Consider the following 12,314-nt stretch of genomic DNA (forward strand, 5'->3'; position numbering starts at 1 on the left):
GGCCTTTCGAATAAGTGAGCAGCTTAGAGCTGATCTTTCACCACGGCTACTGCCTCCCGGAGGTCAATATCCGTTTTCAGCGTTTTTGTAAAGCGGGAAGCCCGGTTCACTTTCACCGAATCAGTGCCCAATGCCTGCACATCGGTAGCCAATGGCGCAATGGCGAGGGTAGGGGCCGTCTTCTTCATCTCCTCATACCGGTCCGACTCCAGCTTGGCTTTTTCCTGCTCCGTACGGAAAGTAGAGAGCTTCAGGGAAACGTTGGTTTCATCCTTCCGCTTGCGCATGCGCTGTACCATTTCCGAAACCATCTTGTAAGAGGCGCTGCCGGCAATACGGGCCTGACTTTGCGCCTTGATCTTATCGAAGGGTACGGATGGCGAGTTCCAGGTCTTATAACGGGCTGGACCAATTTCGTCCCACTTCAAGGCATACTCCTGCTCCTTCTCGCCTTGGTCGAGGTAGCTTAGCGCATCGGGCAGAATAATATCGGGTACTACCCCTTTAAACTGCGTCGAACCACCATTGATGCGGTAAAACTTTTGCGTTGTGAGCTTGAGCGAGCCAAACGGCTTAAGGCTGCTGAAGTCACCCAGCACATCATCCAGATCGAAGATGCGTTGTACGGTGCCTTTGCCGTAGGTGCTGGCCGAGCCCATGACCACACCACGCTTATAGTCCTGAATAGCGGCAGCCAGAATCTCCGAAGCTGAGGCGCTATACTTATTCACCAGTACCACCAGCGGACCACTGTATTGCACGCGGGGGTCACGGTCGTTGAGCACCGTTGGGGCGCCCTGGCCGGAGCGAACCTGCACAACCGGGCCACTATCAATGAAGAGGCCGGCCATTTCTACCGCATCCTGTAAGGAACCGCCACCATTGTAGCGCAGGTCGAACACTACGCCATCGACGTTTTCTTTTTTCAGTTTTTCCAGCTCTTTACGCACATCGGTGGCGCTGCTGCGGCCGCCGTTGTCGTTGAAGTCGGCATAGAAGGTAGGTAGACGGAGGTAGCCGATTTTCTTGCCATTCTCGTTGATGACGGCTGACTGCGCGTAGGTTTCTTCCAGAATCACCACGTCGCGGATGATAGGAATGACCTTAATGCTAGCATCGGGCTTCTTCACCGTAAGGCGCACTTCCGTGCCTTTCTTGCCCCGGATCAGGGAAATGGCCTTGTCCAAGCGCCAGCCCTCTACCGAAACCGGCTCGTCGGCACCCTGGGCTACGCGCATAATCACGTCTCCCTTCTTAAGCTCACCCTGACGGTAGGAGGCCGAGCCGGGTAGAATATCATCTACTTTGATCTGGCCTTCCTGTTCCTTCAGCGTGGCGCCAATGCCTTCAAAGCGGCCAGTCATGGCCAGGTCAAAGTTTTCCTTGTCGCGGGGAGCGAAGTACTCCGTGTGCGGGTCGTAGGTGTTGGCAATGGTATTGGCGTAGAGAGCCAGCCGGTCGTTGGCGTCGTTCTGCAGCAGGTCGCTGAACTTGTCGTTATAGTTCTTAAGCACCCGCTTGCGGGCCTCGGCCTCCATCTCGGCGGGTGTTCGTACCGGTTCTGCGGCGGCAGTAGTACTGGACTGAGGGGAGCCAGCGGGCTTCTTACCGCTAGCTTTGCTTTGCGCATCCATCATCTCCGAAATACGCAGCATGGTTTCGTACTTCAGGAACTTACGCCACTGCTCGCGCTGCGCTGCCTTATCAGCAGGAAAGGAGAGCTTGTCAGAGTCCGTTTCTACCGATTCCTCCGTAGCGAAGTCAAAAGGTTTCGACAGGATGTCGCGGTAAAGGGCCTGCACCTCTTTGGTGCGCTGGTCAATCAACTTCGTGCTCAGGTCCAGAAACTCGTGCGTCCCGGCTTTTACCTGATCATCAATGCTGTTCTGGTACTTGCGCAGCTGGGCTACGTCCGACTGCAGCAAGAACATCTTGTTGTAGTCAACGCGCTTCAGGTATAAGTCGAATACCCGCTTAGAGAAGTTATCGTCTACTTTTTCGGGCTGATAGTGGGCCTGAGACAGGCCTTGGAGCATAGCCTTGATCAACACCTCGTCCTTTTGCGGACTACGCGTATCGGAACCACGGTGGTACAATTTGTATGAGGCCAGCACAAACACTGCTGTCACCAAGAAGGCATACAAACCTATTTTCAATCGGAATGAAGACATGAATCCGAGGGGTAAAAGAGTCCTAAACAAATATACGCAAAAGCGTATGCAAAAGCCGGTCTGTAAGGTACGCGTCTGCCGCCATGTCCGGTTGTTCTTAAAACGTGTTTCTCCTAGAAATAAGTGCCCACGTACCTGCATAAGGGCGCTGCGGGCCAGTAGATGTTGCGTAGAGCTGCGAAAAGAGACAACAAAAAAACCGCCCCTCTTCTCTGCAGAAGAGGGGCGGTTTTTAGAAGGTCGCTCAACTACTAATAGTTGATACGGTCACCGTTGTGGCGGCGGAACTCGCTCTCAAAGTAGCGAGCATCTTCTTCGTTGCGGGGTTTTACGCCCATCACGATACCACCATTCTTAATATCAGACTCGTACTCAGCAGCACGCTCTTCCGGGATACCCGAGCCAACCAGTGCACCTACCAGGCCACCCGTGAGGCCGCCGGCACCAGCACCAGCCAAAGCTGCTGCAATAGGACCAGCAATTACCAAGCCCAGGCCGGGCAGAGCAACCGAGGTTCCGATGGCGGCAATAGCACCAATTACGGCACCTGCAGTTCCACCAATGGCCGAGCCTACACCGGCACCTTCCATGGCTTTATCACCCAGGTCGGTATCGGGAGTGTTGTCACCGAAATGACGCTTACGAGTATCGTCGGACATCAGCAGGTTTACGTCGTCTTTCGAGTAACCACGCGAAGAAAGGGAGCTATAAGCACGCTCAGCGCTGTCACGGTCACGGAAAGTAGACGTCAGTACGCGAGGGCCCGAAGTATTCTGATAAGGCTGGCCAGTTACAGCGTGTGCTGCTTCGTCGGTAGCGTTCTGTACGGCGTCAATGCCACGGCCTACTACAGCACCGGCAGTGCCTGCTACAGCAGCGCCTTTAGCGGTAGCGCTATAATCATCGCCGGAAGCACCGGAACCCGTGGACGAGTTACCCATGTTGCCGCTCGAAGTTGTATTTGCACCCGTGCCGTAGCCGGTGCCGGCCGAGCCGGAACCATAGTTAGCGCCTGAACCGGTACCAGTATTCTGTGGGTTGTTTGATTCGTTGGTATTCATTGGTAGTGGGAGTTAAGAGTACTTGAATGGGATGAGAACCAGCACCTAAGCGCTGGCGAATCTCAACGTGGGATTCGAGTAACTTAACGGCCGACCTCAACAAGGGGTTACACCTGACATCAGAAAATGCCTAAATTATATTAGAATATCAATATATGTTATCTACTATACTCATCAGGCAAACGCTTGATAGTTTGCATCGTTCTGCCAAAATTCCCGGCACTGCTGGCGCAGATTCACCAGAAACAGTTCATCCTGTTTGAGAGTACGCCACTCGCCAAAACCCAACCGCTCACAAAGCTTGAAGAACTGGTCGCCCTGGCCCTTTGACCCTTTTACCTTTACCAAGCAGCTCAGCAAGGGACGGCCCGCAGCAAATTCGCTTTCCGAAATTTCAGCTAATATCTCGTTCAGACGGGATTTTTCGTGAGATATATCCAGATTGAACCCCAGTTCAGCTTCTTGTACCAAATTCAGATAACTGGTGGTGCCTACTTGGGTGCGGGCAAACTTAATTAAGTGGCTACGAACTCGGCCGGTCATACAATGAAGAGAAAAAGGGAAGTAAGGAGGGAATCAGATGCGGAAAGTACAAAAAAAAGCCGCTGTAGCAGCCAATAGCTACTCCAGCGGCAAATTCAGTGCTAGAAAATTTTCAGGGGCCCCATCCAGCCTACTTCTGCTTCCGCCGCGTCATTTCCTTCTGAATTAGCAGGAACTCGCGGCTGCTCTGCCCGGAAATGGCCGTATTCTCGTCGGCCCGCCGGAGCAGGTAGGGCATTACGGCCTCTACAGGGCCATAGGGGACATATTTGGCGGTGTTATACCCGGCATTAGCCAAGTTGTAAGTGAGGTTGTCGCTCATGCCATACAGCTGGGCAAACCATACCCGCTGGTCGTCGGGCTGCAGGCCGTGCTCTTGCATTAGTTTTGTTAGCAGCAGAGAACTGGCCTCGTTGTGCGTACCAGCGCACAGGCTGATGCGCTCGGCATGCTGCACGCAGTAGCGGAGGGCCTCATCGTAGAGGGCGTCGGTAGCGTTTTTAGTGGGATTAATGGGGTTGGCATAGCCGCGCTGAGTTGCTACGCGGGCTTCCTTTTCCATATAGGCTCCCCGCACCAGCTTGCCACCCAGAAAGTAACCACCCGCAACGGCAGCGGCGTGGGCCTGCCGAATGGCTTCCAGCCGGTCGTGTCGGTACAGCTGGTAGGTATTCCACACAATGGCCGACTCTTTATTATAACGAGCCATCATAGTATATGCCAGGTCATCTATAGTGGCTTGGAACCAGCTTTCCTCCGCATCCACAAAAACCCGGACCCCATAGCGGTGGGCCTGGGCGCAAATAGCGTCAACGCGGGCCTGCGCCCGCTCGTATCGGGCTTTCTCGCTGGCCGTGAGCGTCTGGCCGGCCTGCACTTTTTCCAGCAGACTGCTGTCGGCTACGCCCGTAACTTTAAAAACGGAGAAAGGAATATGCTCGGAGCGGTGGGCCAACTCAATGGTGGCCAGAATCTCGTCCCGGGTCCGGTCGAAGCTTTTCTCGTCCCCCTCGCCCTCTACTGAGTAGTCGAGGATGGTGCCGATGTGATAACGGCCAAGTTCCTGAATGACGGGCAGGCATTCCCGGATGGTTTCGCCGCCGCAGAACTGCTCAAAAATGGAATGCTTGATTAAGAACTTGCTGCCGGGCAGGCTCCACTTAAGAGCGGTTTTCATCAGCCCCCCGCCGGTTTTCACCAGCAGGTTGTTATTCATGGCCGCGAAGAGGGCGTACATCTTGCGTAGGTCGCCATCTGATTTAGAGGCAAAGGCAACAGCCGTGTCGTCGAAGGAAACCGGAGGGGCTTGGGTGGTGGGCATGCAGGAAGTGGAATTAAGCGAGGGCGGGTGGTCTACGCTGCTGGCAACAAAGATAGGCGCTAAACCATTCTCGTTGGCTTGAACAACCAAGTGCACCGGCGCATGTTTTGCCCCGCCTTACACGGGTTGCGCTTATCCTACGGTCGCGTTTAAAACAAAAAAAGACCACTCGTTTCGGAGTGGTCTTTTAGGAAGTGGAGAATATCGGAGTCGAACCGATGACCTCTTGCATGCCATGCAAGCGCTCTAGCCAGCTGAGCTAATCCCCCTAATAAGTCCAGCCGCCGGTTGCGTTTGGTGGGACAAAAGTACAGCCGAAATCTGAACCTGCAAGCTACAGGCGTATTTTTTTCAAAAAAAGAAGGCGGGAAATATTTCCCGCCTTCTCTGAAAAGAACTAAACCGCTGGCTTAGTTGAAGATGTAGCGCAAGCCAATCTGACCCTGCCAACGCGAATTGAGAGTACCGGTATCATTGCGGAACGTTCTGGAAAGCGGAACGGCCGAATTAACCGTGCTCGTGGTGGAATTGAGCGAAGGGTTGGTGAAATACGTGAACTGGAACGCGGGCTGACCCTGGGGCGTGTAGCCCGAGAACGTGAGTGGGTTCACGCGATTAGCCGTCTGGAAAATGCCCCATTGGTTGTTGAGCAGGTTACCCACGTTGAAGATATCGATGCTCAACTGCAGAGTATTGCGGTTCTCACCCAGGTCCGTGAACAGATCCTGCAACAAGCGCAGGTCGATGCGGGTCTGCCAGGGGCGAACGGCACCGTTACGCTCGGCATATTCACCACGACGCTTGCTCAGGTATTTGTCCTGGCTGATGAAGGCATCCAGGTCAGCCCACTGGTTGGCGGCCGAATACACACCACCGCCCTGGGCAGGTGTGAGCGTGATGTCACGCAACACGATTTCGCTCTGGTTGCGGGGAATGTACATCAGGTCGTTCGACGTTTGGTTGTCGCCGTTCATGTCGCCGGAGTACACGTAGGAGAAACGGCCGGCCGGAGCTGACTCGAAGAAGGCCGAGATGGTAGTAGCCAGGTGGCCAATGTACTCCTTCTTGTAAGCCAGGGAGCCAATTACGCGATGCGACTGCAGGAACTGCGAGTAGCTCAGCGCTTCGGCATTCGGGTCACCCGATACGGAACGGTCACGCCAGATCGACTGGGCAATTGAGCCACCGTCGTTTACCGAACGGGCATCTGAGTAGGTATAAGCGGCGCTCAGGAACAACCCGCTGCTGAAAGCCTTCTGCAGCTGGGCCGTTACAGCGTAAGAATAACCTTTGTTGGTATTCTTCATCACGATGGCGTCGCTGATGTTGGGGCGGGCCGCCGTATTGCCACCCTGGGCTGCCGGGATGGGACCGTAAATCTGGAAGTTGCGGCTAGGCGAGTAAATGCCGGTCCGCGTGGGGTCGAGAGTGTAGAAGATGGGGCGGTTGTCGGGACCAGCGGCGCGAGCATACGGCGCATTCTCGCTACCGGGCAGGTTCACGTTCTGGTGATACACCGCGTTGAGGTCCTTGGTGTAGAACGCTTCCAGAGTACCAATAATACCACCGGGCAACTCTTGGTCAACAGCCAGGTTCGTACGCCATACCTGCGGGAACTTGAAGTCGTTAGCGGTTACGGCTAGGTTATAAGCCGTGTTAGCTACTGCGTTCTGCGGACGGTAGGCATCTACATTCCCAGAGAAGGGGTAGATGGAGGCGTTGGGGTTAACCGAACCATCAGGGCGCGTGGTAGGCACCGAACCAGCCGTGCTAAACGAGCCAAACTGCACGCCGTTGTTGCTGGCTTGGTTCGACAGCCACACGAAGGGCACGCGGCCAGTGAAGATACCCGTACCACCACGCAGCTGGGTTTTGCTGTCGCCGTTCACGTCCCAGTTAAAGCCTACGCGGGGCGAGAACAGTACGCTTTTCTTCGGAACAGAGCCCGTGTTGATTTTCACGCCGTCGCGGAACGTTAGGTTCGCCACATTCGTGTTCTGAGGCAGGTCGGAAGTCAGGTACGGCAAGTCAGCACGTACCCCGTACGTTACCTTCAAGTTGGTGAGGGGCGACCATTCGTCCTGGGCATACAAACCGAGCTGGATGGCTTCGATGTAGGCGAAGGGGAATTCCCCGCCGGGCAAGGCCGAGTACTGCAGGTTGTAGCGGGCGGGGCCGGGGCGGGTAGCCGAGGCATCCAGCGGGCTGTACGTCCCGGCGGCACGGTCGTAGCTGTAGCCAGCCGAGGCGTAGAAGTCCTCCAGTGAGTTAAAGCTGTAGTTGCCGTAGTAGTTCGGCGCGAAACCGTTCTTGAACTTGTAGTACTCGTTATAAGTACCTACCGTCACGTTGTGCTTGCCGAGGTAAGCCGTGAAGTTGTCGCCGAACTGGTATACATCCGAGTTCAGGATGTTATTAGCTGAGAAAGGCTCGTAACCGAACGACGTCAGTGAGTTGTTGGCCGTGATACCGTTCAGGCCAGCGCCCGTGCTCAGGCCTACCTGGGTACCAATGTCTACCAACGGGAAGATGCCGCCGCTGCTTTCGCGGAAGTCGCGGAAAGCCGTGTAGCCAGCCGTCAGGTTGTTGGAGTACTTACCCCCGCCCAACGTGCTGTTCAACTCCGCAATATAGGAGTTCAGGTTGTTGTTGATGGTGTAGTACGACGAGGAGAAAGGCAGGCCAAACTGCGACTGGGAGCGTTGGCCGGCAATGGCGCCCGAGGTGCTTGGGGGGATATCGGCGTACGACTTGAGGAAGTTGTACTTGATGTTGAAGCGGTGATTCTGGCTGATGTTCCAGTCCAGTTTCACGGTAATCTTGTCGCTGTTGGCGCGCAGTTGATAGTTCTCGTAGTCGCCAGCGTTGAAGTTGTAACGCTCGCGCAGGAAACGCTGCAGGGCGTCCAGGTCCTTGGCCGAAGCCTGCGAGGTCTGCGAGCCAGCGGGCGGAGGCGTGTCCGAGCGGTTAGCCGTGAAGTTACCGGTTGGGGGGTCGTTACGACGCTCCCGCTCCCCGTTCACGAAGAAGAACAGCTTGTCTTTGATGATGGGGCCACCCACACGGAAGCCTTGGTTCTGCAGGTCGAACTTGGGGTAGTCTTGTTCGAAGTCACCCACTTTGCTGCCTACCAGCTTCTGGTTGCGGTAGAAGCCGTAGATCGAGCCCGAGAATTTGTTGGTGCCCGAGCGGGTCACTACGTTTACCCCGGCGCCGGTGAACGAGCCCTGACGTACGTCGAAAGGCGCAATGCTCACTTGGATCTGGTCGATGGCGTCCAGCGAAATTGGCTGGGCACCGGCCTGGCTACCTACTGTCGACTGCAGACCAAATGCGTTGTTGAAGACGGCGCCATCAATTGTGATGTTGTTGAAGCTGCTGCTGCGGCCACCAAAGCTGTTGCCGTTCGACTGGGGCGTAAGACGCGTGTAGTCGCTCAGAGAACGGTTGATGGTGGGCAGACGCTCAATCTGCTCGCGCTGTACCGTGGTGGCGGCACCCGTGCGGTCGGAGTTGATGATGGGGTTCTGCTGCCCGGTTACCGTTACACCGGCCAGCTGCTGGGTTTGCTCGCTGAGGTTGATGTCCAGGCGCTGGTTCTGACCCAGCGTCAGGAAGATGCCTTCACGGGCGGCTTCCTGGTAGCCAATAAAGGTTACCCGTACCGTGTAGGGGCCACCCACCCGCATGTTCTGGATGTTAAAGCGGCCTTCCGAGTTGGTCGGAGCCACGTACTGAGTGTTGGTTGGAGTGTGCACGGCAATAACCGTAGCACCTGGCAAACCCGAGCCGGCCTTGTCGGTAATTGTACCGTTCATGGCTGCTGTGGTCGTGCCTTGGCTCCAACCCACGTGCGCTGACAGGACCGTCAGCAGCAGTAGAAAGAGGTGGCGTAAACCTAAATTTTTCATAAAGGGGAAAATTGGTGGAAGAAAAGGGTACTCTGAAAAAACGGGGGCAAAACTACGGGGAGAGGTCGTAGCGGGAGTTACCAAATCATTACCATTAAACCGGCCTTAATGCCGCGACTGTCGAGCGGCAAAGGTAAGGGGGAATTTAGATTTTAGGGCGCACGGCTTTGATAAACCGACTGAGATAATAGTCGGATTCTAAGCTGCTTTCGACCACGCCCTGCGAGGAAGAAGAATGAATGAACTGTATGCTTTCGGCTGAGGCTTCCGTGACGAGGCCCACGTGGGTGATGGTGGTGCTACCGGGAGAAGCTCCAAAAAATACCAAATCCCCGGCGCGTAAATCCTGGGGCCGCACCGGGTCACCCCATAGGGCCTGTTCGTTGGAGGAGCGGGGAATCTGAACTTCAATGGCGTTGAACGATGCGCAGAGCAGCCCCGAGCAGTCCATGCCCAGGCGAGTGGTACCCCCATACTTATAAGGTGTGCCCTGGTAGGAACGGGCCGTTTCGATAACCGTGGCTAGGCTGCGGCTGACGCTGGCCGGGCTGCTGGAGCGCTTTACCACTACCTTGCTGCGCCCAGCCGGACTGCGAGTCACGGTTTTCGCTTTGCGGCTGCGCTCAGCGGCTTTGATCCGGGCCATTTCGCGGGCGGAGTGGTAGCGCCCGTCCCGGTAGTTTACTTTGCGCGTGGTATTGCAGCTGGCCACTAGCACCAAAAAAATGCACGCTAAAATAGAAAGCCAGCGGAGGCTATAGGTCGAAACCTGTACTTTAGCAGAGTGGTGCCGCATCGGCACAAAGATACGCGACTTCATTCGTAACCGGAAAATGTCTGAGTTTTCTTCCATCACGCCCGCCCTACTGGTAGCCTTTGAGCAGGTAGTAGGCGAGGCCCATGTACTGACCGCGCAGCGCACCGAGGCCGCTGCCTACGCCGATTATGGTCGCGACCACACGGAAGACTTTCACTTTGAGCCCAGCGTGGTGCTCCGGCCCGAAAACGCCGAGCAGATCAGTGAAATTGTGCGCCTTTGCCATGAGCACCGCATTCCGGTAACACCCCGCGGGGCCGGAACGGGCCTGAGCGGCGGAGCGCTGCCCATCCACAATGGCGTGGTTCTGAGCACCGAACGGCTGAACCGCATCATCGAAATCGACGAGCGCAACCTGCAGGCCACTGTAGAGCCCGGGGTAATTACGCAGGTGTTTCAGGACGCCGTGCGGGAGCGGGGACTGATGTACCCGCCCGACCCGGCCAGCAAGGGCAGCTGCTTTCTGGGCGGCAACCTGAGCGAAAGCAGCGGAGGCCCTAAAGCGGTGAAATACGGCGTTACCAAGGACTACGTACTGAATATGCAGGTAGTGCTGCCCACCGGGGACATCATCTGGACGGGAGCCAACACGCTGAAAAATGCCACGGGCTACAACCTCACCCAACTGATGATTGGCTCGGAAGGCACGCTGGGCATTATCACGCGCATCGTGTTCCGGCTGATTCCGCACCCGCAGCAGGATATTACCTTGCTGGTGCCGTTTCGCCAGGAGGCCCAAGCCGCCGAAGCCGTTTCCGAAATCTTCCGCGCCGGCATTGTGCCCTCGGGAATGGAGTTTATGGAACGCGAAGCCATTGTGTGGTCGGCCGGCTACCTGAATATTCCCCTGAACCTGCCCGAAGATATTCGCGCCCACCTGCTGATTGAGCTGGACGGCAACGACCTAGAGCGGCTCTACCAGGAGGCTGAGCAGGTATACAGCGTGCTGGAAAAGTACGACATCGGGGAAATTCTGCTGGCCGACACGGCCGGGCAGAAGGAAGAGCTCTGGAAAATCCGCCGCAACATCGGCAACGCCGTGCGCTACAACTCCGTGTATAAGGAGGAAGATACCGTAGTGCCCCGCGCCGAGCTGCCCACGCTGCTGGCCGGCGTCAAGGAAATCGGCAGCCGCTACGGCTTCAACTCGGTTTGCTACGGCCACGCCGGCGACGGTAACCTGCACATCAACATCATCCGCGGCGACCTGGACGACGATATGTGGAACCACGGTCTGCAGGAGCCCATCAAGGAAATCTTCCGCCTGTGCGTAAAGCTGGGTGGCACCATTTCCGGGGAGCACGGCATCGGGCTGGTGCAGCGCCCCTACATTGGTATTGCCATTGGCGAGGTACAGCTCGACCTTATGCGGGGTATCAAGCGGGTGTTCGACCCGCACGGCATTATGAACCCAGGGAAGATATTTTAAGCCCGTGGCGGGTCAGATGCTAACGCCCCATCTTATTGAGTTTCCTAAGCTGGGCGCTCCGGATATCGGCTACATCTCGGTGGCGGAAGAGGGACAGTTACTGCCATTCGTACCAAAACGGGTTTTTTGGACCTATCACACGCCCGAAGAAATTGTACGCGGCCGCCACGCCCACTACAAAACCGAACAAGTGCTGGTGGCGTTGGCCGGCCGAATCGTGATTGTGATAGAACGGCCCGATGGGGAACTGCTCAGCTTCCGGCTGGACAGCCCACACGTAGGCCTGTACATCCCACCCAACAACTGGCACTCCATGCACTATTCCGAAACGGCCATTCAACTGACGTTTGCCTCGGAGCTCTACAGTGAAGCCGATTACATCCGGGACTACGCCACGTTCCGGAAAGTCTGGCAAGCGCCTACTTGAGAAAGTCCAGCCTAAACTAGAAAAAGCCCGTCCGTTTCAAACGGACGGGCCTTTTTTGATTATTCTGGAAGCTTATTGCTGAGTTTTGAGCAAGTCTTCGCCCCCGTACGGAGCCCCGGCGTTAATGTCGCCGCGCAGGCCCCCGGCAGACAAGCCGCCTTCATTTTCGAAGGGCGCTTTCGCTACTCCTGGCGCCGAGGCCTCATTCGCGCTGGGGGCTGGAGCACCAGTACCGGAGTTTACCTGCGAGGCGGTAGCGGGCTGGCCGTTGCCGGTGATGATAGTGGGTTGCTCGCCAACGGGGCCGGCCAACTCATTTACCTTTTCTACGTACTGGCGGCGGGCGTCGTCTTGGCTTACACCCTTGAACTTGCTCCAGGCATCCCACTGGGCCTGCGAAAGACCTTTGGGGCCATTGGGGTTGTCGGGAGTATCGTCGCCTACCTCGTCGCGTTTGGTGTCGTGGTCACCTTCGGTAGCTTGTTTGTAGAGGCCATACAGCTCGTGCATGTTGGGGCCTGCCTTATCACTGGGCAGGCTGTCTACGCGCGATACGGCGGCTTCAAATTGTTGCTGAAGGTCGAGCTGCTGTTGCAAATCCATGGCGCTAAAAAAACGGGGTGAGGGAAGTTGA

The 12,314-nt window shown here is 56.2% G+C and carries 9 protein-coding genes and 1 tRNA gene; 2 read left to right on the forward strand and 8 right to left on the reverse strand.

Translation table 11 applies throughout. From position 1 onward, the window contains the following. Window positions 1-23 precede the first annotated feature (23 nt). The 7 genes from HER32_RS15475 to HER32_RS15505 form a co-directional block, all read right to left on the reverse strand. Complete coding sequence (locus HER32_RS15475) at window positions 24-2,171, reverse strand: carboxy terminal-processing peptidase (protein WP_168682512.1); 2,148 nt, start codon at window positions 2,169-2,171, stop codon at window positions 24-26. A gap of 251 nt (window positions 2,172-2,422) precedes the next feature. Continuing rightward, window positions 2,423-3,232: a hypothetical protein gene (locus tag HER32_RS20450; protein ID WP_373281605.1), complete on the reverse strand. Its 810-nt coding sequence runs from the start codon at window positions 3,230-3,232 to the stop codon at window positions 2,423-2,425. A gap of 174 nt (window positions 3,233-3,406) precedes the next feature. After that, window positions 3,407-3,775, reverse strand: coding sequence for a hypothetical protein (locus HER32_RS15485; RefSeq protein ID WP_168682513.1), 369 nt, complete (start codon window positions 3,773-3,775; stop codon window positions 3,407-3,409). Window positions 3,776-3,905: 130 nt separating this feature from the next. Beyond that, entirely contained in the window at window positions 3,906-5,096 is a 1,191-nt protein-coding gene (locus HER32_RS15490) for a proline dehydrogenase family protein (RefSeq protein ID WP_168682514.1), read from the reverse strand. 195 nt (window positions 5,097-5,291) lie between these two features. Further along, window positions 5,292-5,365, reverse strand: a tRNA-Ala gene (locus HER32_RS15495). A 141-nt stretch (window positions 5,366-5,506) separates the two neighbouring features. Further along, a complete protein-coding gene (locus HER32_RS15500; RefSeq protein ID WP_168682515.1) occupies window positions 5,507-9,007 on the reverse strand; it encodes a TonB-dependent receptor in 3,501 nt (1,166 codons plus the stop codon). A 145-nt stretch (window positions 9,008-9,152) separates the two neighbouring features. After that, the gene (locus HER32_RS15505; protein WP_232066275.1) at window positions 9,153-9,827 is read right to left on the reverse strand and encodes a C40 family peptidase; all 675 of its coding nucleotides are present in this window, start codon (window positions 9,825-9,827) and stop codon (window positions 9,153-9,155) included. A gap of 13 nt (window positions 9,828-9,840) precedes the next feature. Between HER32_RS15505 and HER32_RS15510 the strand changes: the two genes are divergently transcribed. Next, window positions 9,841-11,253 (forward strand): FAD-binding oxidoreductase, encoded by a 1,413-nt coding sequence (locus HER32_RS15510; protein ID WP_168682516.1) that lies wholly within the window; start codon window positions 9,841-9,843, stop codon window positions 11,251-11,253. Between the two features lie 16 nt (window positions 11,254-11,269). Continuing rightward, entirely contained in the window at window positions 11,270-11,680 is a 411-nt protein-coding gene (locus HER32_RS15515) for a sugar 3,4-ketoisomerase (RefSeq protein WP_168682517.1), read from the forward strand. A 72-nt stretch (window positions 11,681-11,752) separates the two neighbouring features. On the opposite strand, the gene HER32_RS15520 is transcribed toward HER32_RS15515, so the two are convergent. Next, window positions 11,753-12,283 (reverse strand): acyl-CoA-binding protein, encoded by a 531-nt coding sequence (locus tag HER32_RS15520; protein ID WP_168682518.1) that lies wholly within the window; start codon window positions 12,281-12,283, stop codon window positions 11,753-11,755. Between the last annotated feature and the right edge of the window lie 31 nt (window positions 12,284-12,314).

Origin of the sequence: Hymenobacter sp. BT18 (genome assembly GCF_012273015.1) — a bacterium.
Classification (GTDB): domain Bacteria; phylum Bacteroidota; class Bacteroidia; order Cytophagales; family Hymenobacteraceae; genus Hymenobacter; species Hymenobacter lutimineralis.